Here is a 23,121-nt window from a genome sequence, read left to right as displayed (position 1 = left end):
AACGGCTCAAACCCGAGCGGTATTCCTCTTCGGCGTGCGCTCCTCGAGTCCGAACGGCTGACCGTAGCCGCCGTCGGCGACGGGGCGGGCCATGAGCTCGAGGAACACGTCGGCCGGGAACGCCTCGGGGCCGAGCACGCCCGTGCCCGCCCACTGCCCGGTCGCGAGCAGCTCGAGGGCGACGACCGGGTTGAGCGCGGTCTGCCACACGACGCACTGGGCCTCGTACTCGGCCATCGTCCACTCGTTGTCGCTCACGTGGTAGAGGTACACCTCGCGCGGCTCGCCGTCCTTGCCGGTGCCGGTGACCCAGACGCCGGCGCAGGTCTTGCCCGTCATCCGCGGTCCGATCGTAGCGGGGTCGGGCAGCGCCGCCGCCACGACGTCGCGCGGCGCGACCTCGACCGGGCCGTTCGCGCTGCGTACCCGGATCGGCGTCGTCGAGTCGAGGTGCAACTGGTGCAGCGTCTTCAGCACGCCGATGAACTCGGCGCCGAGCCCGTACTTGAACGTGACCCGCTTCGCGTCGAGGAAGCGGGGCATGAGCAGCACCTCCTCGTGCTCGACGTTGACGCACTCGACGGGGCCGATGCCCTCGGGGAAGTCGAACACCTCCGGCTCGCTGAACGGCTCGGTCGTGAACCAGCCTCGGCCCTTCTCCCACACGACGGGCGGGTTGAGGCACTCCTCGATCGTGGTCCAGATGCTGAAAGACGGCGCGAAGATCTCGTTGCCCTCCTCGTCGCGCACGACGAGATTTGCGCCGTCACGGGTGCCGAGCTCGTCGATCTCGCTGAACAGATGGTCGGCCGCGTACCGCGCGAAGACGTCGCTCAGCCCGGGCTCGACGCCCATGCCGACAAGGGCGAGCCGGCCCTGCGCCTTCCACTCCGCGGCCGCGGCGAACTGCTCGTCGCCGAGCTTCAGCCCGGGCTCCTCGTACGGCCGCTCGGGGTGCGGGGTGGACAGACTCATCGCCATGTCGAGGTAGTCGGCGCCCGCCGCGAGCGCGCCGGCGAAGATCGTCTGCACGAACTTGGGCTCGACCGCGTTCATGACGTGCGTCGCACTGAACTCGCGGGCGACGGATGCCACCGCGTCGGCGTCCGACGCGTCGATCCGAGCGGTCGCGAACCGGGCGGCCACCTCCTCGCCGTGCCGCTCACGGACCCAGTCGAGGGTGCGCACCGCCCGCGTCTCGTCGTAGTCGCTGATCACGAGGAGTTCGAAGAAGTCGCGGCGGGCGGCGATCTTGGCGATCGCGTCACCCACGCCGCCGGCACCGACGAGGAGGATTCGCATGAGCCCGACTGTAGCGACCGTGGCATCCGCTGCGCTACTGATTCCGCAGCGTTGACGGCCCTTCTGCTACTGCTTCGATTGCGGAATGAGCAGAACTCGGGTCATTCCGTCGCCGGACGGAAGCCGTAGCCTCGCCTCGCCCTGTTCTCCTTCAGCAGCCGGTGCGCGAACGGCGCCCACACGATGAGCGCGACGCAGACGCCGACGAGTGCACCGCCGATCGTGTCGCTCAGCCAGTGGGCGCCGAGGTAGGTGCGGCTCAGCGCCATGGCGACCGTGTAGAGGGCGCCGGCGATCCACACCCAGGCGCGGGCGAAGACGATGCCGAGCACGACGGCGGTCGTCGCCGCGTTCGCGGTGTGCCCGGAGGGGAACGAGCCGAAGTCGCTCGTCACGAGGATGTCGTCGGGGCGGGCGCGACCGAACGTGTGCTTGAGCACCTGCACGAGCGCGGCGCTCGAGGCGACCGAGATCAGGAAGTACAGCGCGGCCGTCCTGCGGCGGAGCGCCACCAGCAACGCGATGATCGCGATCGGAAGCACGAAGACCCCGAACCATCCGGCGCCGAGGAAGTCCATGAGGCGCGAGGGCACCTCCCAGGCGGGGTTGCGGTGCTCGACGATCTCCTCGAGGAACGCGTTGTCGACGCCGATCTCGCCCTGCCGCAGCGTGATGACGACGCCGAGCACGATCACGGCGACGAGGGCGACGCCCGCGCTGACGAGCGGCCACCGCCGGGAGACGTCCTTGGCAGCCTGCTCGCGCTGGCGGAGATCGGTCATCCCCTCACGCTAACCCGGAGGACGAGCGCGGTAGCTGGGCGATCGCCGGATGCTACTTGGCCAGCGGCGGCACGGTCTTCGGCTGCACGATGAACCAGAGCGCGGCGATCGCGACCGCCGCGGCGACGGCCATGACGCCGCCCATCGGGACCGCGCTCGTGATGCCGAAGAACCCGACGATCGGCGAGACGAGCCCGGCGAGACCGAAGTTCATCGCGCCGAGGAGCGACGCGGCGGTGCCGGCCTCGCGGCCGTGGTTGACGAGGGCGAGCACCTGCGTGGCGGGGAAGCTGAAGCCGCACGACATGATGAAGAAGAACAGCGGCACGAGGATGGCACCGAGCGGCGCTCCCGCCTGGTCGAGCGCCACGATCGCGAGCGACGCCACGAGCTGGGTGGCGGTGGTGGCGGCGAGGATCCACTGCGGGCCGATGAACTTCTGCAGGCGCGCGCTCGTCTGGGTGCCGATGAGCACGCCCACCGAGTTGATCGCGAAGAGCATGCCGTACTGCTGCGCGTCGAGGCCGTAGATCTCCTGGAACAGGAACGACGACGAGCTGAGGTAGGCGAACAGCCCGGAGAAGACCATGCCCGCGACGATCGCGACACCGACGAAGACGCGGTCGCCCAGGATGTGCTTGTAGCGGTCGAGCGTCGTGGCCCCCTCGGCGCCGTGGCGCCGCTCGGCGGGCAGGGTCTCGACGATGAGGAAGAACGCGGCGATGATCATCGCGAGCGCGTAGCCGGCGAGCACGACGAAGAGGCCGCGCCAGTCGGTGACGACGAGCAACTGCGAGCCGATCACGGGCGCGAGCACCGGGGCGAGCCCCACCACGAGGGCGAGGCGCGAGAGCATCCGCACGAGCGGGTAGCCGCCGAAGAGGTCGCGCACGGTCGCCATCGCGACCACGCCGCCGCCCGCGGCACCGGCACCCTGCAGGACGCGGAAGATCATGACCCAGGTGAGGTCGGGGCTGAGGGCGATGCCGAGGCTCGCGACCACGTGCACGCTCGTCGCGACGATGAGCGGCGTGCGGCGGCCGACCTTGTCGCTCCAGGGACCGACGAGCAGCTGACCGAGCGCGAAGCCGATGATCGTCGCGCTCAGGGTGAGCTGGATCTGCGCCTCCTGAGCGTTCAGGTCGGCGGCGATCTGCGGGAACGCCGGCAGATACATGTCGATCGTGAAGGGACCGAGCGCGGTCAGGGCACCGAGAACGATGACGTATGTCGCGCGCTCGCGCACGGACAGAGCGTCGCCCGGGTGGACAACAGTTGACACAGATTCCTCTGGCGGAGAGAAGGGGAGGTCGGGCGGCGGAAGCCCGAAGAGGCGCGGAGCGCTTGCTCATCGTAACGCTGGACGGCGGTACAGGAAGCGGATTTTGTGCATTCTGGGAACAAATCCGCCGACCGGCTTGCCGCCGCCCGACCCTCCTGCTACTCGGGAAGGCGCCGCGTGCGGATGAGCTCCTGGTAGAAGCGGCCGCTGTCCTTCACCGTGCGCACCTGGGTGTCGTAGTCGACGTGCACGATCCCGAACCGCTTGGTGTAGCCGTAGCCCCACTCGAAGTTGTCGAGCAGCGACCACACGAAGTAGCCGCGGAGGTCGACGCCGCGCTGCTTCGCGCGGTGCGCCGCCGTGAAGTGGCGACGCAGGTAGTCGAGCCGCTCGGGGTCGTGCACGCGCCCGTCCTCGACGACGTCGTCGAACGCTGCGCCGTTCTCGGTGATCATGAGCGGCTGCTCGGGGAACTGCTCCGACAGCGAGACGAGCAGCTCCTCGAGCCCGTCGGGCGCGATGTTCCAGCCCATCGCCGTGTACGGCCCCTCCTGCACGAGGAACTCGACGTCCGTGCTGCCCGGCCAGGGCGAGCCGCCGACGTCCTTGTGCCCGTCGGCGTTCTGCCGCGGGCTCTCGCCGTCCCACATCTTGACCGTGACGGTCGAGTAGTAGTTGACGCCGAGCACGTCGATCGGCTGCCGGATGACGTCGAGGTCGCCCGGCTGCACGAACGACCAGTCGGTGATCGCGGCGGTGTCCTCGAGCAGGTCCGCGGGGTACTCCCCGCGGAGCATCGGCCCGGTGAAGGCGCGGTTGGCGAGCGCGTCGATGCGGCGGATCGCCTCGGGCGAGGAGTCGTCGTGGCCGCGGATGACATGGAAGTTGAGCGTGACCGAGTACTCGGCGTCGGCCTTCGTGACGACGCGGCGCAGCTCCTGCAGCGCGAGACCGTGCGCGAGGTTGAGGTGGTGCACCGCCTGCAGCGCCGCGAGCGGCTCGGTGCGCCCGGGGGCGTGCGCGCCGGAACCGTACCCGAGGTACGCAGAGCACCAGGGCTCGTTGAGGGTCGTCCATGTGTGCACGCGGTCGCCGAGGGCCTCGCCGACGACGGCCGCGTACTCGGCGAAGCGGTACGCGGTCTCGCGGTTGGTCCAGCCCCCCGCGTCCTCGAGCGCCTGGGGCAGGTCCCAGTGGTAGAGCGTCGCGACGGGACGGATGCCGCGCTCGAGCAGCCCGTCGACGAGCCGGGAGTAGAAGGCGAGCCCGGCCTCGTTCACGCGCCCCGAGCCATCCGGCTGGATGCGCGGCCAGGCGATGGAGAAGCGGTACGCCTCGAGCCCGAGCTCCTTCATGAGGTCGAGGTCCGACTCCCACCGGTGGTAGTGGTCGTCGGCGACGTCGCCGGTGTCGCCATTGACGATCTTGCCCGGCGTGTGGCTGAAGGTGTCCCAGATCGACGGCCCGCGGCCGTCCTCGGTCGCCGCCCCCTCGATCTGGTACGACGCGGTCGCCGAGCCGAAGAGGAAGTCGGCGGGGAATTCGAGGCCGCTGTCGCGGTAGTCCTTCGAGCCGGTGGTGGTCTCGGTCACGGCGGAGGCCTGCCCTTCTGTCGGGGCGTCTGCGCCCCTGGTTCGGTGTTCGTCAGGAACCGAACAACTCGCGCAGGAAGTGCACGCCCGCCAGCTCGTCCTCGATCGACCCGCCCTCGTGGCCGTTGAACGGCCACACCTTGATGCGCTTGTCGCCGGCGTACCGGTTGTACGCCGCGAACACGGTCGAGGGCGGGCAGGTCGAGTCCATCAGAGCGGCCGAGAACAGCGCGGGAGCGCTCCCACGGCGCGCGAAGTTGGTCCCGTCGAAGTATTGCAGGGTGCTCTCGACCGAGTCGACCGCGTCGCGGTGCGCGGCGAGGAAGCGCACGATCTCGTGGTACGGATCGCGGTCCGTCATCCGGATGGCGCGGGGGAAGTCGCAGAGGAACGGCACGAAGGTCACGAGCGCCGCGAGGTCGTCGCGGAGCCCCGCCACGGCGAGCGCCGTGCCGCCGCCCTGGCTGCCGCCCCACGCCACGAGCCGGGCGGGCTCGACCTCCGGGAACGTCTTCGCGGCGTCGACCGCGCGGACGGCGTCGGTGAAGAAGCGGCGGTAGTAGTAGCCGTGCGGGTCGAGGATGCCGCGGGTCATGACGCCCTGGTGCTGCGGCCCGGGCGACGCGCTGTCGCCGGTCGCGCCGCGCGACCAGCCCGAGCCCTGACCGCGGGTGTCCATCTGCAGGTGCGCGAAGCCGGATGACGCGAGCAGCAGGTTCTCGGCGTGATGGCCGCGCCCTCCCCCGTAGCCGACGTACTGCACGACGGTCGGCAGCGGGCCGGTGGCGCCGGCCGGCAGGCGCAGCCACGCCTTGATCGGCTCGCCGCCGAATCCCGCGAAGGTCACGTCGTAGACGTCGACCTGCGCGAGCGGGGACTCGACCGGCACGCGTTCGACCGCGAGGTCGTGCCGGGCCGCGTCGGCGAGCGTCTCGCCCCAGAACTCGTCGAAGTCCTCGGGCTCGCGCTGCACGCCCTGGTACTGCCGGAGCTGCTCCTCCGGCCAGTCGAAGAGCGCCATCAGGCGGGGATCCGGTGCGTGCGCACCAGCTCCTGGTAGAACCGGGCGCTGTCCTTCAGCGTGCGCTCCTGCGTCTCGTAGTCGACGTAGGTGATGCCGAAGCGCTTCGAGTAGCCGAAGGCCCACTCGAAGTTGTCCATGAGCGACCACACGAAGTAGCCCTGCACGTCGGCGCCGCGCTGGACCGCGCGGTGCACCGCGGTGAGGTGCCGGCGCAGGTAGTCGATGCGGGCCTTGTCGTGGACGCGCCCATCCTCGAGACGGTCGGGATAGGCGGCGCCGTTCTCGGTGATCATGAGCGGCAGGCCGGGGAAGTCGCGCTGGTAGTCGAGGAGCAGCTGCTCGAAGGCATCCGGGGCGATGTTCCAGCCCATGTCGGTGAACGGGCCGTCCTGCGGCAGGAACTCGACGACCTGCTCGCTGCCGGGGATGAGCGTGCCCTCCTGCGAGATCGGCAGATCGCGCTCGGCCATCCGCACGGTGGAGGTCGAGTAGTAGTTGATGCCGAGCACGTCGATCGGCTGATGGATGAGCTCGAGGTCGCCGGGACGCACGAAGGCCCAGTCGGTGACGGCGGCGGTGTCCTCGAGCAGGTCCTTCGGGTACTCGCCGCGCAGCATGGGGCCCGTGAAGATGCGGTTGCCGACGGCGTCGACGCGGCGGATCGCCTCCGGCGAGGTGTCGTGGTCGCCGCGGGCGACCTGCGGGTTGAGCGTGACCGACATGAGCGCGTCGGAGCGCACGGCCTCGCGGAGCGCGGAGACGCCGAGCCCGTGGGCGAGGTTCAGGTGGTGCGCCGCGACGAGCGAGGCCTTGCGGTTGCGGATCCCCGGCGCATGGTGGCCGTTGCCGTAGCCGAGGAAGGCCGAGCACCACGGCTCGTTGAGCGTGGTCCAGGTGTGGATGCGGTCGCCGAGCGCCTCGCCCGCCAGGTGCGCGTACTCGGCGAAGCGGTAGGCGGTGTCGCGGTCGGTCCAGCCGCCGCGGTCCTCGAGCGCCTGCGGCAGGTCCCAGTGGTAGAGCGTCGCGACCGGGCGGATGCCGCGGGCGAGCAGCCCGTCGACGAGCCGGGAGTAGAAGTCGAGGCCCTGCTGGTTGGCGGGCCCCGTGCCATCCGCCTGGATGCGCGGCCAGGCGATGGAGAAGCGGTAGGCGTCGAGACCGAGCTCGGCGATGAGATCGAGGTCACTCTCCCACCGGTGGTAGTGGTCGCACGCGACGTCGCCGGTGTGGCCGCCGTACACACGGCCCGGCGTGTGGCTGAAGGTGTCCCAGATCGACGGCCCGCGGCCGCCCTCGGTCACCCCGCCCTCGATCTGGTACGAGGCGGTGGCCGACCCGAAGACGAAGTCCTCGGGGAATTCGAGCCCTGATTCGCGGTAGTCGTCGGACGGCTGTGTCACGTCTCGCACTCTAGCGCCGCCCGCCGACCCGTCACGAGGCGGCGGTGATGGATCGCCGCTCAGGCGGCCCTGCCGCCCGGCGTGCTGCTCAGGACGCGGCAGTCGCCGGTCGATCGGTCGAGACGCGGCGGCCGCCGCCGTCCGATCGCTCAGGACACGGCGGTCGCCGGAAAGCGGAAGGCCAGCGGGTCGTCGAGCAGCGGCTCGAACGCGAGCTCCGCGGCGCCGACCGCGATGTGCGAGGGCCCGAGCGCGGCCGGCTCGATCGCGAGCGACGCGGCGACCCCGGGCAGCGCGAGTTCGGCGACGCGCTCGCGCAGGCGGTCGCCCGCGACCACGACGAGGGCGGAGAGGAAGCCGCCGAGCACGACGAGCCGCGGGTTCAGCACGTTGGCCGTGTTGGCGATCGCGACCGCGACGAGCTCGAGGTCGCGGTCGACGAGCTCGGCGAGCTCGGCGGAGGGGCCGTGCTCGTACGCCTCGCGCAGCGCCTCGTCGATGCGGTCGCCCTCGGCATCCGAGAGCCCGAGCGCGGCGAAGAGCTCCTCGCGGCGCACCTCCGCGTCGAGATGACCGGACGCCCCGCAGTCGCAGCGCCGGCCGGAGCCGACGACGAGCGTGTGGCCGATCTCGCCCGCGAACCCGTCGACGCCGCCGAGCGGCGCGTTGCCGAGCACCAGGCCGCCACCGATACCGCTCGGGCCGCCGTGCAGGTAGACCATGTTGGGCACGTCGCGCCCGGCGCCGAAGCGCGACTCGGCGAGCGCGCCGAGCGACGCGTCGTTGGAGACGACGACGGAGAGCCCGGTCGCGGCGCCGAGGCGCTGCCCGATCGGCTCGTCGCTCCAGCCGAGGTGCGGGGCGAGCACGACGAGGCCTTCGCGCTCGCGCACGAGACCGGGCACGGCGAGCCCGATGCCCGCGACGAGCCGGCCGCGGAGCGCATGGTCGAGCTCCTCGAGGATCGACACCGTGACCTCGACGGTCTCCTCGGGCGTGGGCACGGATGCCACCTCGCGGCGCACCCGCGCGAGCCGGCGGCCGCCGAGCGAGACGACCTCCGCGGTCACGGCGTCGAGCTCGGGAGTGACGGCGATCGCGACGACCCGGTCGCCGGGGGCGACGAGCGGCGAGGGCCGGCCGACCTGCCCCGTGACGCTCGGCGCCTGCTCCTCGACGAGCGAGGCGGCCTCGAGCTCGGCGACGAGGGCGGCGATGGTCGAGCGGTTGAGGCCGGTCTCGTGGGTGAGCACCGCGCGGGAGACTCCGCCGGTGGCATGCACGAGCCGAAGCACGCGGCCGAGGTTCAGCCGTCGCACGCCTTCGATCGTGGGGCGGCGCACCTCGCCGGGCTGCGGGATGTCCATGCTCACGCCCCCACTATGGTCCGTCCACAGCGGAATGCCACCTCCCACTTCGGGAGATTCCGCTTCCGGACTCGACTTGTGACCGATTCCTGCTATATGTTGCTTTCGCAAACATACTCGTCCTCCAACGACGCAGGAGAACCTCATGGCGCTCACGCCCACCCCTGAAGACAAGTTCACTTTCGGCCTCTGGACCCTCGGCTGGCCCGCGAACGACCCGTTCGGCCCCGCCACCCGCCCGGCCCTCGACACCGTGGAGGCCGTCGAAGGCCTCGCCGAGCGCGGCGCCTACGGCGTCACGCTGCACGACGACGACCTGTTCGCGTTCGGCTCGACCGACGAGGAGCGTCGTCACGAGATCGACCGCCTGAAGAAGGCGACCGAGGAGACCGGCCTCAAGGTCCCGATGGTCACCACCAACCTCTTCAGCCACCCCGTCTTCAAGGACGGCGGCTTCACCTCCAACGACCGCGAGGTGCGCCGCTTCGCGCTCCGCAAGGTGCTGCGCAACATCGACCTCGCCGCCGAGCTCGGCGCCGAGACCTTCGTCATGTGGGGCGGCCGCGAGGGCGCCGAGTACGACGTGGCCAAGGACGTGCGCGGTGCGCTCGAGCGCTACCGCGAGGCGGTCAACCTCCTCGGTCAGTACGTGACCGACAAGGGCTACAACATCCGCTTCGCCATCGAGCCGAAGCCGAACGAGCCCCGCGGCGACATCCTGCTGCCCACGATCGGACACGCCCTCGGCTTCATCGCCACCCTCGAGCGTCCCGAACTCGTCGGCCTCAACCCCGAGACCGGTCACGAGCAGATGGCTGGCCTCAACTTCACCGCCGGCATCGCGCAGGCGCTCGACGCGGGCAAGCTCTTCCACATCGACCTCAACGGTCAGCGCGGCATCAAGTACGACCAGGACCTCGTCTTCGGTCACGGCGACCTGCAGAACGCGTTCTCGCTCGTCGACCTGCTCGAGAACGGCGGCCCGAACGGCGGCCAGGCCTACACCGGCCCCCGTCACTTCGACTACAAGCCGAGCCGCACCGAGGACATCAACGGTGTCTGGGCGTCGGTCGAGGCCAACATGCGGATGTACCTGCTGCTCAAGGAGCGCGCGGCCTCGTTCCGCGCCGACCCCGAGGTGCAGGAAGCGCTCGCCGCCGCCCGCGTGCCCGAGATCAAGACCCCGACGCTGGGCGAGGGCGAGTCGTACGACGACCTGCTCGCGGACCGTTCGGCCTACGAGGACTTCGACCCCGAGGCCTACTTCGGCGGCAAGGGCTTCAACTTCGTGCGCCTCAACCAGCTCGCGCTCGAGCACCTGCTCGGCGCCCGCGGCTGACGGTGACCCTCGTCGCCGGCGTCGACTCGTCGACGCAGAGCTGCAAGGTCGTCATCGTCGACCTCGAGTCAGGGCGACAGGTCCGTGCCGGCCGGGCATCCCACCCGGCCGGCACCGCCGTCGACCCCGCCCACTGGTGGGACGCGCTGCAGAGTGCGCTCGCCGAGGCCGGCGGGCTCGAGGACGTCGCGGCGATCGCCATCGGCGGTCAGCAGCACGGCATGGTCGCGCTCGACTCGGACGGGCGGGTGATCCGTGACGCGCTGCTGTGGAACGACACCCGCTCCGCTCAGGCCGCGAGCGACCTGACCGCGGAGATCGGTGCGTCGGTGCTCGCCGACCGCACCGGCTCCGTGCCCGTCGCCTCGTTCACCGTGACGAAGCTGCGATGGCTCGCCGACGCGGAGCCCGACAACGCGGCCCGCGTGGCCGCCGTCGCGCTCCCCCACGACTGGCTGACGTGGCGCCTACGCGGCTACGGCCCCGCGGGCGAGAGCGAGCACGGCCCCGTGCTCGAGGAGCTCGTGACCGACCGCTCCGACGCGAGCGGCACGCTGTACTTCGACCCGGTGTCGGGCGAGTACCTGCGCGACATCCTGGGGACCGCGCTCCGGCGCGATGCCTCAGACGTCGTGCTGCCGCGCGTGCTCGGCCCCGCCGAGTCGGTGCCCGGCCCCGGCGACCTCGTCGTCGGCGCGGGCGCGGGCGATAACGCCGGCGCCGCCCTCGGGCTCGGCGCCTCGGTCGGCGACGTCGTCGTGTCGATCGGCACGAGCGGCACCGTGTTCGCGGTCACCGAGACCTCGACGCACGACGCCACCGGCACGGTCGCCGGCTTCGCGGACGCGAGCGGCAACTTCCTGCCCCTCGTCGCGACGCTCAACGCCGCCCGGGTGCTCGACAGCATCGCGGGACTCCTCGGCGTCGACCACGACGCGCTCGGCGCCCTCGCGCTCGAGGCCGAGCCCGGGTCATCCGGACTCGTGCTGCAGCCCTACTTCGAGGGCGAGCGCACGCCGAACCTGCCGGATGCCACGGCGACGCTGTTCGGCATGACCCTCGCCTCGACGACGCGGCCCGCTCTCGCGCGCGCCGCGATCGAGGGGCTGCTGTGCGGTCTCGCAGACGGCCTCGACGCCATCCGTTCCCTCGGGGTCGGCGCGGAGCGGCTGCTGCTCATCGGCGGCGCCGCGCTCAACCCGGCGGTGCAGGCCGTCGCGGCGCAGGTGTTCGCGGAGCCGGTCGTCGTGCCGAACCCGGGCGAGTACGTGGCCCGCGGCGCCGCCGCGCAGGCGGCGTGGGCACTGACGGGCTCGCGCCCGGAGTGGCCGCTCGACATCGCGGCCTCCCCCGCGGTCGACCACCGGCCGATCATCCGAGAGCAGTACGCGCGCCACAGCGCGGTCTGACTCCGTGGCCGGGCGTCGGTGAGCGCGCGCCCGGCCACGGTCCTCCCGCCTCCTCCCGCCCCTCGGCGGTCGAGTAGCGGTGCACGGCGCCGCATATCGAGACCCTCCACCGGCGTCGGCTTGCGATCCCGCAATCGAGCTGCACCCCCGCATGCTCCTGGTGGCGGGGTTGCAGCTTCGATGCGGGGTCGGTCCCCCGCGGCGCCCGCCGAATTCCCGATACGCCGCTGCGCGGCTACTCGACTGACGGGTGGGCTGCTTAGATCACGCCATCGGAAGTGCAAACCGGCATGCGGTTGCATACCGCTCCGGCGTTCGGATGCCGGGTGCGGCCCTCGCCACCCGGCTGGCTCTCGATACACCGCTGCGTGGCCAGCCAACGGACGGGCGGGCCGCCCGAGCACGGCATCGGAAGTGCAAACCGGCATGCGGTTGTATGCCGCTTCGACGTTCGGATGCCGGGTGCGGCCCTCGCCACCCGGCTGGCTCTCGATACGCCGCTGCGCGGCCCAGTCGGGTCGCGCGGCGAGAGGCCCGTCAGCGCTGGCGGCTCGGGCGCTCCGGCACCGCGACCGCGGCGAAGCACGCGAGCCCCAGCGCCGGCACCACGAGCGGAAACAGCTGCCACGTCGCGAGCACCACGAAGCCGGCCGCGACCGCGAGCAGCAGCGCGCCGACCGGGTCGCGCCACAGGTAGGACGGTGTCGCCTTGATGGCCGAGCGCCAACCGTCCTCCGGCGACCACAGCGACGCGGCGGCGAGCAGTCCGGCCGCGAGGAGCACGAGCAGCACGACGCCGACCGCGCCGACGACCTCTCCCCAGGGCAGGGCGCCGGAGCGGGCGAGGTCCACGTCGATCAGCAGGATCAGCACGAGCACGAGCGCGGCCACGCCGACGCCGAGGCCGGGCAGCAGCCCGCGGCGCAGGTCGTGCCAGAAGAGCACAGGGCGCGAGTCATCCGCCCTCAGGTAGCGGCGGAGCTGACGGATGCCTGCGGCGACCGCCAGTGGGAGCGTCACGATCAGGATGCCGGCGAGCGACACCAGAAGACCGACGAGGAGCACCTCGCCGAACAGGGAGAACCCTCCCGTCGCACCGGGCAGACGGGAGGGTTCCTGCTGAGTGGGGCCGCTGCCGCTGCGCGCCGCCCGGTCGGCGGCGCGCAGTCTGGCGCGGTCCTTGCGGCTCAAGGTCAGCCCTTGAGCCCCTGCGTGGCGACGCCGTCGACCAGGAAGCGCTGGAAGACGAGGAAGAACAGCAGCACCGGCAGCAGCGCGAGGAACGAGACCGCGACGGTGGCGCCGTAGTCGGACACCGAGGTCTGGTCGTTGTAGAGGCGCAGCGCGATCGGCAGCGGGTAGTTCTCGGGCGAGTTCAGGTACAGCAGCGGGCCGAGGAAGTCGTTCCAGGTCCAGATGAACGTGAAGATCGCGCTCGTGATCAGGGCCGGCTTGATCAGCGGCAGGATCACCGAGAAGAAGGTGCGCAGGTGCCCCGCCCCGTCGATGCGCGCCGCCTCGTCCATGTCCCTCGGGATGTTACGGATGAACTGCACGATGAGGAACACGAAGAACGCCTCGGTCGCGAGGAACTTCGGGATGATCAGCGGCCAGAACGTGTCGACCAGATCGAGCCGCTGGAACAGCACGTACTGCGGGATGATGATCACGTGGAACGGCAGCAGCAGCGTGCCGATCATCGCCGCGAAGAAAATCCCGGCACCGCGGAAGCGGATTCGCGCGAAGGCGTAGGCCGCGAGCGACGACGACGCGAGCGTTCCCACCACGGCGGCGACCGCGAGCAGCAGGGAGTTCGCGAAGAACTTCCAGAGCGGGATGCCGCCGATGCCCTCGAGCACCTTGAAGTAGTTGTCGATCGTGCCGTTCTCGGGCAGCAGGCCCGGGTTCTGGCCGAACTCGCTCGACGGCTTGAACGTCGAGATGAAGAGCCAGATCATCGGGTAGAGCACGATCGCGGTGAGCAGGGCGAGCAGCACGTACTGCGCGACCCGGCCGGGCGTGAGCTTGCGGCGTCCGGAGCGTGCCTCGCGGGGCGGCGGGGCGACGAGAGGGGCCTCGAGCTGAGACGGGCTGCTGATGGCGGAGCTGGAGGTGCTCATCGGTTGTCCCCCGCGTAGTGGACCCACGACTTCGAGGTCTTGAACAGGATGAAGGCGATGACCGCCACGACGAGCAGCAGCACCCAAGCCATGGCCGAGGCGTAGCCCATCTGGCCGTCGCGGAACGCGCGTCCGTAGAGGTACAGCGTGTAGAAGTTCGTCTGGCCGGCGGGGCCGCCGCTGCCGTTGGAGATGATGTACGCGCTGGCGAAGACCTGGAACGCGTTGATCGTCTCGAGCAGCAGGTTGAAGAAGATGACCGACGACAGCATCGGCATCGTGACGCTGCGGAACTGACGGAACTTGCCGGCGCCGTCCATCTCGGCGGCCTCGTAGAGCTCGCGCGGAACCTGCTTGAGGCCGGCGAGGAAGATGACCATCGGGGCGCCGAACTGCCAGACGGCGAGGAGGATCATCATCGGGAGGACGAGGTCTACGTTGCCGACCCAGCCACCGATGTCGATACCCACCGAGCTGAGGCCGGTGTCGACGGGGCCGTCGGTGTTGAACATGGCGCGCCAGACGATGGCGACACTGACGCTCGCGCCGATGAGCGACGGGGCGTAGAAGGCGGAGCGGAAGAATCCGCTGCCACGGGTGACGGCGTTGAGCAGCATTGCGACGCCGAGAGCCGCAGCGAGCTTGATCGGGGTTCCGACCAGCACGTAGATGAGGGTGACCTGGACGGACTGCAGGAACTGCGGGTCCTGCGTGAACATCCGGGTGAAGTTGTCGAAACCGATCCACTGCGGGTCGGTGAAGAGGTTGTACCGCGTGAAGGCGAGGTACAGGGAGAAGGCCATCGGGCCAACGGTGAGGCCGAAGAAGCCGATCAGCCAGGGCAGGAGGAACCCGTACCCGGCTCGCGTCTCGCGGGCGGCCTGCTTCGAGCCACGCCTGATCCCCTTGCCGCCGGGCCGAGGCTGGCTCGGCTTGGCGGAGGTCGGCAGGTCGGGCGCGACCGTCTTCGGTCGCGGCTCCAACTGGGTGGTCACTGTCTGTCTCCTGACGTTGTGGGAGCGGGGTGGGGGCTCCGAGGAACCCCCACCCCGCCGGATGTCAGCTGTTGAGGATGACTTCCATCTCGGTGAAGAAGCGCTCCGCGGCGGCCTCCGGGGTGATGGTGCCGAGGCCGAGCTCGGTACCGATCTGGCGCCACTCCTCCTCGATCGCGCCGTAGCCGACGATCGGGACGGGCGGGGCGTCGCCGAGGCGGTCCTCGATGGACTGCTCGTACTCGCGGATCTGGGCGTCGAGGCCCTCGAGTGAGAGCGACTCGAGCTGGGTCTCAGACGCGGGGATGCCGCGGTTGGTGCCGAAGATCTGCGAGACCTGCGGGTCGTTGATGAGGAAGTTCACCAGCGTCGCGGCGGCCTCGGGGTGGTCGGTGTTCGCGGAGATCGCGTGGAGCATCGACGGCTTGAGGTAGAGGTCCTGCGAGCCCTCCTCAGCGGTGGGCGGCTCGACGAGGCCGAGCTCGGTGTAGGGCTCGCCCAGGTTGCCGAGGTAGCCGGCGCCGAAGTTGTCCCAGGTCAGCTCGGAGAGCGAGCGGGCCGAGTCGAAGGCCGAGACGGGGTAGAGCTCCTCGAGCAGCTGGCCGGGGACGACCCCGCCCTGCTCGCGGACCTCGGTGCCGAGGTCGAAGAACTCGGCGACGTCCTCCTGCGTGAAGTTCGGCTCGCCCTCCTCGGTGAAGAGGTTCTCGCCCTGCGCGCGGAGGTGGAGCTCGAAGTTCTGAATGCGACCGGTCCAGTCGGTGCCGCCGTAGACGCCGGAGTCACCGGCGGCCTGCGTGGCCTCGATCATGTAGTCGTTGTAGTCCTCCCAGCTGCCGCCGCCCTCGTAGACCGAGGCGCCGACCTCCTGCGCGAGGATCGGGTTGGTGTAGAGGCCCCACGCGTTGGTGCTCGTCGCGATCGCGGTGGTCTGGTCGTTCACGACGCCGATGTCGAGGATGTTCTGCGCCAGGCCGTCGGTCTCGATGATGCCGCCCATGTAGTCGTCGAGCGGCAGCAGCAGGCCGTTCTCGGAGTACTGACGCAGGTACGAGTAGTCGAACTGCATGACATCCGGCAGGTTGCCGCCGGCGGCCTCGACCTGGCGGGCCTCCCAGAACTCGGGGAAGGCGAGGAACGAGGTGTTCACCGTGATGTTCGGGTACTCCTCGTTGAACGCCGCGATGGCCTGGTTGTAGAAGTCGGCACGCACGTCGTTGCCCCAGAAGGCCAGGTCGAGGGTGACCTCCTCCTCCGGGTCGAAGGTCGCGGCGGGCTCGGAGCCGCCTCCGCCGGAGCAGCCGGTGAGCGCGATCGCAGCGCTCGTGGTGAGCGCGAGGGCGACGCCTGCTCTGCGCTTACGGGTACTGAACATCCTTGTCCTTCCAGAACGACATTGTCTGCTGTGAGCGCTTCGGAAAGCGTTTCCCCAAAGGTAGGGCACGATCTGCGATCGGTCAACCAGCGTTCCGGGCCGGTGTGTCACCGCCCGCGCACTCTAACCGAGTGCCGTTCAGTTTCAGTTCGATCGAGCGGATGACGGTCCTGCGAGCGTCCGCGCCCGGCGCATCCTCGACCTCCTCGCCCGCCCACTCCGGGTGGTCGAAGTAGTACAGGGTCGCCCTGCCGTCCTCGACGAGCACGTCGCCGTGACGACCCACGGGGTGGTCGCCGAGCAGCACATCATCCGGCCCGCCCTGCCGCTCCCAGCGCACGGCATCCGGCGACCGGTACACGCCCATGCCCCGCCACTCGTCGACGAGCAGCCACCAGGCGCCGCCGAGCTCGAACACGTTCGGCCCCTCGTGCGGGCGCCCGCCGATCACGAGCCCCTCGGGTCGCCACGACTCGAGGTCGTCGCTCGCGAACCCCCACGTCGTCGAGTTCCGCGCCTCGTCCTTCACCCAGCAGCGCCAGCGCCCGTCGGGGCAGCGCGCGACGGCGGCGTCGATCACCCGGTCGCCGAACGGCAGCACCCCGACGTGCCGCCATTCGCGCAGGTCGTCGCTGCGGTACTCACGGATGACGCGAGGCGCGTCCCACGAGTCCGGCACGCCCTCGATGAAGGTCAGGTACATCCGGTAGTCCGAGCCCGACCAGAAGACCTCCGGTGCCCAGTGAGTGTTGAGGCCTGGGGCATCCGCGGAGTCGAGGCCGTCGACGACGCCGTCGTAGCGCCAGGTGCGCCCGTCGGCGGAGCGGGCGACGCCGATGCGGCTGCCGTGGATCCAGGAGACGCCCGGCCCCGGGTCATCCGGTCGCCGCTGCGTGTAGAACATGACGAGCTCGCCCGTCGCCCGGTCGCGGAGGACGGTGGGATCGGATGCCCCGTCATGCACGGGGTCGCGGAAGAGCGGCTCGGTCACCGCCCGGTCCGGCGGTCGATCACCGGCGCCTCGAGCGACGCGCGGATGCCGGAGTCGCGACGCACCTCCTCGAGCGCGACCGGCCGACCGCGAGCGGCCGAGAGCGAGATCGCGGCGACGAGCTCGAACGAGCGGGCGGGGTCGGACGCGGTCGAGGGCAGCGGGCGGCCCTCGCGGATCGCCGCGTAGACCTCGCGGAGGAGCGGGACGTGTCCGCTGCGCTCCTCGTGCTCGGGGAAGCGCCAGCCCTCGACGACCTCGTCGGGCACGCCGGGCGCGGCCGTGATGCGCCAGTTGTCGTGGCCGTGACCGTAGAGGTGGTCGACGGTGACCGTGGCGAACTCGGTGTCGATGCGGATGGAGCTCGTCTCGCGCGGCGCGACGGCGCTCGTCACGACGGAGGCGACGACGCCGTTCGCGAACGTGATGACGGCGGTCGAGGAGTCCTCCGTTCCGGTCTCGCGCCCGAGGCGCCACAGCCGGCCGCTCACCTCCTCGGCGTCGCCGAGCAGCCAGGCGAGCAGGTCGAGCTGGTGGATGCCGTGCCCGAGCGTCGGGCCGCCGCCCTCGGTCTCCCAGCTGCCGCGCCACGGCACGTCGAAGTAGCCCTGGTCGCGGAACCAGAGTGTGTGGCAGAGGGCGAGGAGCGGGCGACCGAGGGCGCCCTCGTCGAGCAGCCGGCGCACGTGGGCCGCGGCGGTGCCGGTGCGCTGCTGGAAGACGATCGCGAGCTCACGGTCGTTGCGCTTCGCGGCGGCGACCATGTCGTCGAGCTGCTCGAGTGAGCGGGCCGGCGGCTTCTCGACGACGACGTGCACGCCCGCGTCGAGTGCGGCGATCGCCTGCTCGGCGTGCACGCCCGGTGGCGTGCAGACGTGCAGCACGTCGATCCCGGCGGCGAGCAGGGACGGCAGGTCGTCGTGGACGGCGGCGTGCCAGGTCTGCCCGAAGGCCTCCGCGCTCTCGCGACGCACGTCGGCGACCGCGACGAGCTCGGCGAGCGGGTCGGCGGCCAGCGCCTCGGCGTGATGCGCGGCGATCGCGCCGGTGCCCAGGATGCCGGCTCTCAGTGCTGTGGCCATCGATCCTCCTCGATCGTGCGTGCGCCCGGTCGTCCGGTCACTCCTGTCGCCGGAAAACGCTTGCCCAGCATAGCGAGCAGCGCGGCGCCTGGGCAGGGCGGCGCTTGCGCGTCGCCTCGCGGGGCTAGAGTCAGCGGAAACCCGACCCACGAACGAGGAACGACGCGGATGAACGAGACCATCCACGGCATGCCGCCCACCCTGCACGACGTCGCCCGCGAGGCCGGCGTCTCGTTGGCGACCGCGTCGCGCTCCCTCAACGGGTCGACGCGCAAGGTCAACGAGACCTACCGCGCCCGCGTGCTCGAGGCCGCCGAGCGGCTCGGCTACGTCGCCAACCTCTCCGCGCAGAGCATCGCCAAGGGCACCTCGTCGACACTCGCGCTCATCGTGAGCGACATCGCCGACCCCTACTTCTCGTCGATAGCGTCCGGTGTCGTGCGCGACGCGGAGCAGCTCGGCCTCGTCTCGACCATCGGCATCACGCAGCGCGACGCCAAGCGCGAGCTCGACATCGTGCGCACGCTGCGCGGGCAGCGGCCCCGCGTGGTCATCGTCGCCGGATCACGCTTCGTCGACGCGGAGCTCGACGAGCAGTTGACCCGGGAGCTCGAGGCGATCCGCAACCTCGGCGGGCGCGTGGTCATGGTGTCGCAGCGCTCGCTGCCCTTCGACACGGTGCAGATCGACAACCACGGCGGCGCGCGCGACCTCGCGCTCGCCCTCGTCGAGCGCGGCTACCGCTCCTTCGCAGCCCTGACCGGGGTCAGCTCGCTCATGACGGCCCGCGACCGCCTCGCCGGCTTCCGAGCAGGGCTCGCCGAGCACGGTCTCGAGCTCGCGGAGGAGCGAGTCTTCGAGTCGGACTTCACCCGCGACGGCGGCTACGACGCCGGCGGCCGGATGCTCGAGCGCGGCATCGACGACATCGACTGCGTCTTCGCGGTCAACGACGTCATGGCGGTCGGCGCGATGTCGCGCCTGCGCGAGGAGGGCGTCGACGTGCCGGGACGGCTCGCGATCGCGGGCTTCGACGACATCGCGACCGCCCGCGACGTGACCCCCGCACTGACCACCGTGCGACTGCCGCTCGAGCAGGTCGGTGCCGCCGCGATCGAGCTCGCCACCGCGGAGACCGACGGCCACGCCATCGTCACCATCTCGGGCGAGGTCGTGGTGCGCGAGAGCACTCCGCAGCGGGGGTAGTGCGTCCGGCCGGCTGCGCTCGTAAAGCAGGGCGCGCAGCGCTTCCAGAAGCAGTGCGCCTCGAGTTGCTCGCGCGCTGTGGCGTGCTGCCCCGACGGACCCTCCCTGCATTAGGCCCTTGCTGCGCATCCTGACGCGAGGGGCGCACCGGATGCATCCGGCGGCGTAGATCATGAGTCGCCGCTCCGACTCGCCGGCCCGCACCGGCGTGTTGCGCCAGCGCTCATGAGTCATGCCGCCGCGCACCCCGGCCGACCGCACCGGCAGCCGCGCGTCCTGGCGTGGGAAGTCGCGCGACCTCGCGTGGGTCGCGCCGCCCCAGGCGCCGCGGCGGAGGGCCGTTGATCACGAGCACCCGTCCCGCGGATCGGCGCAAATCACGGACAACCGCTCCGACACGCCGCCCGGCCGCGGCGTGGCGCTGCGCGACTCATGACCTGCGCCGACGGCAAGCCCCGCGGAACCACAGAGGCCGGGAGACGGCGACCGTTTCCGAAAACGACGGGCGGCGTTGCGTCCGCCCCCACCCCCGCGTATGCTGCGGTAAACGCTTTCCGCTCCCGCTCAGAACCGCTGCGGGACGAGTAGAAGAGGGGACCGCCGTGTCAGCGACGATCGGCATCATCATGAACGGCGCCAGTGGGCGCATGGGCTACCGGCAGCACCTGGTGCGCTCGATCCTCGCGATCCGCGAGCAGGGCGGTGTCGTGCTCTCCGACGGCAGCCGCGTGCAGGTCGAGCCCCTGCTCGTCGGCCGCGACGAGGCCAAGCTCGCCCGCATCGCCGCGCAGCACGGCATCGAGCACTACACGACGAACCTCGACGAGGCGCTGGCCGACCCCCGGTGGGAGATCTACGCCGACTTCCTCGTCACGAGCGCCCGCTCCGCCGCGATCAAGAAGGCCATCGCCGCCGGCAAGGCGATCTACACCGAGAAGCCCACGGCCGAGACCTACGCCGACGCCCTCGAGCTCGCGCAGCTCGCGACCGACGCGGGGGTCAAGAACGGCGTCGTGCACGACAAGCTCTACCTGCCCGGCCTCCGCAAGCTGAAGCGCCTGGTCGACTCCGGCTTCTTCGGCCGCATCCTCTCGGTGCGCGGCGAGTTCGGCTACTGGGTCTTCGAGGGCGACTGGCACCCCGCGCAGCGCCCCAGCTGGAACTACCGCGCCGAGGACGGCGGCGGCATCACCGTCGACATGTTCCCGCACTGGAACTACGTGCTCGAGAACATCTTCGGCAGCGTGAAGAGCGTCTACGCGCAGACCGCCACGCACATCCCGCAGCGCTCCGACGAGCAGGGCCGCCCCTACAAGGCGACCGCGGATGACGCGGCGTACGGCATCTTCGAGCTCGAGGGCGGCATCATCGCGCAGCTCAACTCGAGCTGGACGGTGCGCGTGCACCGCGACGAGCTCGTCGAGTTCCAGGTCGACGGCACCCACGGCTCCGCGGTCGCGGGCCTCTTCGGCTGCGAGATCCAGCCGCGCAACGCGACGCCGAAGCCGGTGTGGAACCCCGACCTCGAGGACACCCACGACTACGACGCCGACTGGATGCAGGTGCCCAACACCGAGGAGTTCGAGAACGGCTTCAAGGTTCAGTGGGAGCAGTTCATCCGCCACGTCGTCGAGGACGCCCCGCACGAGTACGACTTCCTCTCCGGCGCGCGCGGCATGCTGCTCGCCGAGACCGCGCTGAAGTCGGCGCGCGAGGGACGCAAGTTCGAGATCCCGACGGTGTCGCTGGCCGAGGAGCCGCTGACCACCGACGCGCACGAGCTCACGCTGAGCTGACCGAGATGAGCGAGCTCCTCCTGCTCGACGCCGACGGGTCCACCCGTCGCGTCGACCTCGCCGCCGCGCCCGCCTTCACCCGCCCGGCCGAGGCGCTGCGCAGTCGCGTCGCCTACGCCGCCGCGCACGTGGTGCCGCTCGCGTGGGCCGACAACGTGCCCGGCTCCCCCGCCGAGATCGACTGGGACGCGACCCTCGCCTTCCGTCACCACCTCTGGTCGTGGGGCCTCGGCGTCGCCGACGCCATGGACACCGCACAGCGGAACATGGGACTGGATGCGGCGGCGGTGCGCGAACTCATCGCGCGCAGCGCCGCCGAGGCGCGCTCGGTCGACGGCGCCCTCGTGGTCGGCGTCAACACCGACCACGTCGAGGAGACGCAGATCTCGCTCGACGAGGTCGTCGCCGCCTACCGCAGCCAGCTCGAGTTCACGGAGGACGCGGGCGCCGGGGTCGTGCTCATGGCGAGCCGGCACCTCGCGCGCGCGGCATCCGGTGCCGACGACTACCTGCGCGTCTACGGCGAGGTGCTCGAGAGCGCGTCGGCGCCCGTCGTGCTGCACTGGCTCGGCGAGGCGTTCGACCCGATCCTCGCCGGCTACTTCGGCTCGAGCGACGTCGCCGCGGCGACGCGCACGGTCGTCGAGCTCATGGAGCGTCACCGCGACAAGGTGCGCGGCATCAAGATGAGCCTGCTCGACGCCGACGCGGAGATCGCCGTGCGCGCCGCGCTGCCCGAGGGCGTGCGGATGTTCACGGGCGACGACTTCCACTACGTGAGCCTCATCAAGAGCGACGGCACCGAGCACTCGGATGCCCTGCTCGGCGCGTTCGCGGCCGTCGGTCCGCACGCCTCCGCGGCCATTCAGGCCCTGGATGCCGGCGACGAGGCGGCCTACGAGCGCATCCTCGGCCCGACCGAGAAGCTGTCGCGGCACATCTTCGCCGCACCCACCTGGTTCTACAAGACGGGCGTCGCGTTCCTCGCCTGGCTCAACGGCCACCAGCCCGCGTTCCAGATGGTCGGCGGCCTGCACGCCGGGCGCAGCCTGCCGCACCTCTCGCGCATCGTCGAACTCGCCAACGCGAGCGGGGCGCTCGAGCACCCCGAGCTCGCGGCGGAGCGCTGGCACGCGCACCTCGCCCTCACGGGCGTGATCGAGCGCAGCGGGGTGCCGGCATGAGCGCCCACCCCCGGCTGTCGCTGAATCAGGCGACCATCAAGCACGCCTCGCTCGCCGACGCGATCGCCGCGACGAAGGCCGCCGGCATCTCGTCGATCGGCCTGTGGCGCGAGCCCGTCGCCGCCGTGGGCCTCGACGAGGCCGCCCGGCAGCTCGCGGACTCCGGCCTGCGCTTCTCGTCGCTCTGCCGCGGCGGGTTCCTGACCGCGACGGATGCCACGGCGCGCCGTGCCGCCATCGACGAGAACCGCCGCGCGATCGACGAGACCGCGACGCTGGCCGCCGCCGGCGCCGAGGGCTCGGTCGCCGCGCTCGTGCTCGTGGTGGGCGGGGTGCCCGAGGGGTCCCGCGACCTGATCGGCGCGCGTTCCCGCGTCGCCGACGCCCTCACCGAGCTCGCGCCGCACGCGGAGGCGTCGGGCGTGCAACTCGCGATCGAGCCGCTGCATCCGATGTACGTCAGCGACCGGGCGGTCGTCTCGACCCTCGGGCAGGCGCTCGACCTGGCGAGGCCGTTCCCGGCATCCGTCGTCGGCGTCGTCGTCGACAGCTTCCACGTGTTCTGGGATCCGGCGGTGCTCGAGCAGATCGAGCGCGCCGGCGCCGAGGGCCGCATCGCCAGCTACCAGGTGTGCGACTGGAAGACCCCGCTGCCCGCCGACGTGCTGCTCGCGCGGCACTACCCGGGCGACGGCGTCGTCGACTTCGCGACGCTGACCCAGGCCGTCGAGCGCGCCGGCTACACCGGCGACATCGAGGTCGAGATCTTCAACGCGGATGTCTGGGCGACCGACTGGACCGAGGCGGCGATCCGCACGGCGGCGTCCTTCGACGCCGCGGTCACCCCGCACCTGCCGGCGGTCGTGCCGGCCTGA

The 23,121-nt window shown here is 71.1% G+C and carries 19 protein-coding genes; 6 read left to right on the top strand and 13 right to left on the bottom strand.

Annotated features, from left to right (window positions below; genetic code table 11):
• Positions 1 to 6: 6 nt before the first annotated feature.
• The 7 genes from JUB10_RS04930 to JUB10_RS04900 all read right to left on the bottom strand — a co-directional run bounded on the left by JUB10_RS04930 (position 7) and on the right by JUB10_RS04900 (position 8,749).
• On the bottom strand, positions 7 to 1,302 hold the full coding sequence (locus JUB10_RS04930) for a saccharopine dehydrogenase C-terminal domain-containing protein (RefSeq protein WP_207454570.1): 1,296 nt from the start codon (positions 1,300 to 1,302) through the stop codon (positions 7 to 9).
• Positions 1,303 to 1,403: 101 nt separating this feature from the next.
• Positions 1,404 to 2,084, bottom strand: a complete 681-nt coding sequence (locus JUB10_RS04925) for a phosphatase PAP2 family protein (RefSeq protein WP_207454569.1) — start codon at positions 2,082 to 2,084, stop codon at positions 1,404 to 1,406.
• A gap of 52 nt (positions 2,085 to 2,136) precedes the next feature.
• On the bottom strand, positions 2,137 to 3,366 hold the full coding sequence (locus tag JUB10_RS04920) for a multidrug effflux MFS transporter (protein WP_207454568.1): 1,230 nt from the start codon (positions 3,364 to 3,366) through the stop codon (positions 2,137 to 2,139).
• Positions 3,367 to 3,524: 158 nt separating this feature from the next.
• Complete coding sequence (locus tag JUB10_RS04915) at positions 3,525 to 4,958, bottom strand: GH1 family beta-glucosidase (protein WP_207454567.1); 1,434 nt, start codon at positions 4,956 to 4,958, stop codon at positions 3,525 to 3,527.
• Between the two features lie 52 nt (positions 4,959 to 5,010).
• Positions 5,011 to 5,979, bottom strand: coding sequence for an acetylxylan esterase (locus JUB10_RS04910; protein ID WP_207454566.1), 969 nt, complete (start codon positions 5,977 to 5,979; stop codon positions 5,011 to 5,013).
• Positions 5,979 to 7,382 carry a GH1 family beta-glucosidase gene (locus JUB10_RS04905; RefSeq protein WP_207454565.1) on the bottom strand — a complete coding sequence of 468 codons (1,404 nt, stop codon included), beginning with the start codon at positions 7,380 to 7,382 and terminating at the stop codon, positions 5,979 to 5,981. The genes JUB10_RS04910 and JUB10_RS04905 overlap by 1 nt, the downstream gene beginning before the upstream one ends.
• Positions 7,383 to 7,531: 149 nt before the next feature.
• The gene (locus JUB10_RS04900; protein ID WP_207454910.1) at positions 7,532 to 8,749 is read right to left on the bottom strand and encodes an ROK family protein; all 1,218 of its coding nucleotides are present in this window, start codon (positions 8,747 to 8,749) and stop codon (positions 7,532 to 7,534) included.
• A gap of 145 nt (positions 8,750 to 8,894) precedes the next feature.
• On the opposite strand from JUB10_RS04900, the gene xylA reads away from it, so the two are divergent.
• On the top strand, positions 8,895 to 10,088 hold the full coding sequence (gene xylA / locus JUB10_RS04895; RefSeq protein WP_207454564.1) for a xylose isomerase: 1,194 nt from the start codon (positions 8,895 to 8,897) through the stop codon (positions 10,086 to 10,088).
• A 2-nt stretch (positions 10,089 to 10,090) separates the two neighbouring features.
• Positions 10,091 to 11,497, top strand: coding sequence for an FGGY family carbohydrate kinase (locus JUB10_RS04890; protein WP_207454563.1), 1,407 nt, complete (start codon positions 10,091 to 10,093; stop codon positions 11,495 to 11,497).
• 537 nt (positions 11,498 to 12,034) lie between these two features.
• Here JUB10_RS04890 and JUB10_RS04885 read toward each other — a convergent pair.
• The 6 genes from JUB10_RS04885 to JUB10_RS04860 all read right to left on the bottom strand — a co-directional run bounded on the left by JUB10_RS04885 (position 12,035) and on the right by JUB10_RS04860 (position 18,060).
• Positions 12,035 to 12,688 carry a hypothetical protein gene (locus JUB10_RS04885; RefSeq protein WP_242682160.1) on the bottom strand — a complete coding sequence of 218 codons (654 nt, stop codon included), beginning with the start codon at positions 12,686 to 12,688 and terminating at the stop codon, positions 12,035 to 12,037.
• Between the two features lie 2 nt (positions 12,689 to 12,690).
• Positions 12,691 to 13,617 carry a carbohydrate ABC transporter permease gene (locus JUB10_RS04880; RefSeq protein WP_207454562.1) on the bottom strand — a complete coding sequence of 309 codons (927 nt, stop codon included), beginning with the start codon at positions 13,615 to 13,617 and terminating at the stop codon, positions 12,691 to 12,693.
• Positions 13,614 to 14,519, bottom strand: a complete 906-nt coding sequence (locus tag JUB10_RS04875) for a carbohydrate ABC transporter permease (RefSeq protein ID WP_207454908.1) — start codon at positions 14,517 to 14,519, stop codon at positions 13,614 to 13,616. The genes JUB10_RS04880 and JUB10_RS04875 overlap by 4 nt, the downstream gene beginning before the upstream one ends.
• A 157-nt stretch (positions 14,520 to 14,676) precedes the next feature.
• Complete coding sequence (locus tag JUB10_RS04870; RefSeq protein ID WP_207454561.1) at positions 14,677 to 15,987, bottom strand: ABC transporter substrate-binding protein; 1,311 nt, start codon at positions 15,985 to 15,987, stop codon at positions 14,677 to 14,679.
• An 82-nt stretch (positions 15,988 to 16,069) separates the two neighbouring features.
• Entirely contained in the window at positions 16,070 to 16,978 is a 909-nt protein-coding gene (locus tag JUB10_RS04865) for a glycoside hydrolase family protein (protein WP_207454560.1), read from the bottom strand.
• The gene (locus JUB10_RS04860; protein ID WP_207454559.1) at positions 16,975 to 18,060 is read right to left on the bottom strand and encodes a Gfo/Idh/MocA family protein; all 1,086 of its coding nucleotides are present in this window, start codon (positions 18,058 to 18,060) and stop codon (positions 16,975 to 16,977) included. Before JUB10_RS04860 ends, JUB10_RS04865 begins: the two co-directional genes overlap by 4 nt.
• A 168-nt stretch (positions 18,061 to 18,228) precedes the next feature.
• Here JUB10_RS04860 and JUB10_RS04855 point away from each other — a divergent pair, with 168 nt between their 5' ends.
• From JUB10_RS04855 to JUB10_RS04840, 4 genes are all read left to right on the top strand, one after another.
• Positions 18,229 to 19,266 carry a LacI family DNA-binding transcriptional regulator gene (locus JUB10_RS04855; RefSeq protein WP_207454558.1) on the top strand — a complete coding sequence of 346 codons (1,038 nt, stop codon included), beginning with the start codon at positions 18,229 to 18,231 and terminating at the stop codon, positions 19,264 to 19,266.
• 626 nt (positions 19,267 to 19,892) lie between these two features.
• Complete coding sequence (locus JUB10_RS04850; RefSeq protein WP_207454907.1) at positions 19,893 to 21,062, top strand: Gfo/Idh/MocA family protein; 1,170 nt, start codon at positions 19,893 to 19,895, stop codon at positions 21,060 to 21,062.
• 5 nt (positions 21,063 to 21,067) lie between these two features.
• Positions 21,068 to 22,246 carry a dihydrodipicolinate synthase family protein gene (locus JUB10_RS04845; RefSeq protein WP_207454557.1) on the top strand — a complete coding sequence of 393 codons (1,179 nt, stop codon included), beginning with the start codon at positions 21,068 to 21,070 and terminating at the stop codon, positions 22,244 to 22,246.
• Complete coding sequence (locus JUB10_RS04840; protein ID WP_207454556.1) at positions 22,243 to 23,121, top strand: sugar phosphate isomerase/epimerase family protein; 879 nt, start codon at positions 22,243 to 22,245, stop codon at positions 23,119 to 23,121. The genes JUB10_RS04845 and JUB10_RS04840 overlap by 4 nt, the downstream gene beginning before the upstream one ends.

The sequence above is a fragment of the Desertivibrio insolitus genome, assembly GCF_017355965.1.
GTDB lineage: Bacteria > Actinomycetota > Actinomycetes > Actinomycetales > Microbacteriaceae > JAFIQW01.
The sequence above is the reverse complement of the archived record's forward strand: the minus strand, read 5'-3'. Positions and strand labels throughout refer to the sequence as shown.

Coding starts and splice junctions, on each gene's coding strand:
- JUB10_RS04845 (WP_207454557.1), top strand. CDS start 21,068: ATGAGCGAGCTCCTCCTGCTCGACGCCGACGGGTCCACCCGTCGCGTC.
- JUB10_RS04880 (WP_207454562.1), bottom strand. CDS start 13,617: ATGAGCACCTCCAGCTCCGCCATCAGCAGCCCGTCTCAGCTCGAGGCC.
- JUB10_RS04840 (WP_207454556.1), top strand. CDS start 22,243: ATGAGCGCCCACCCCCGGCTGTCGCTGAATCAGGCGACCATCAAGCAC.
- JUB10_RS04910 (WP_207454566.1), bottom strand. CDS start 5,979: ATGGCGCTCTTCGACTGGCCGGAGGAGCAGCTCCGGCAGTACCAGGGC.
- JUB10_RS04925 (WP_207454569.1), bottom strand. CDS start 2,084: ATGACCGATCTCCGCCAGCGCGAGCAGGCTGCCAAGGACGTCTCCCGG.
- JUB10_RS04855 (WP_207454558.1), top strand. CDS start 18,229: ATGAACGAGACCATCCACGGCATGCCGCCCACCCTGCACGACGTCGCC.
- xylA (WP_207454564.1), top strand. CDS start 8,895: ATGGCGCTCACGCCCACCCCTGAAGACAAGTTCACTTTCGGCCTCTGG.
- JUB10_RS04900 (WP_207454910.1), bottom strand. CDS start 8,749: ATGGACATCCCGCAGCCCGGCGAGGTGCGCCGCCCCACGATCGAAGGC.
- JUB10_RS04930 (WP_207454570.1), bottom strand. CDS start 1,302: ATGCGAATCCTCCTCGTCGGTGCCGGCGGCGTGGGTGACGCGATCGCC.
- JUB10_RS04870 (WP_207454561.1), bottom strand. CDS start 15,987: ATGTTCAGTACCCGTAAGCGCAGAGCAGGCGTCGCCCTCGCGCTCACC.
- JUB10_RS04850 (WP_207454907.1), top strand. CDS start 19,893: ATGAACGGCGCCAGTGGGCGCATGGGCTACCGGCAGCACCTGGTGCGC.
- JUB10_RS04860 (WP_207454559.1), bottom strand. CDS start 18,060: ATGGCCACAGCACTGAGAGCCGGCATCCTGGGCACCGGCGCGATCGCC.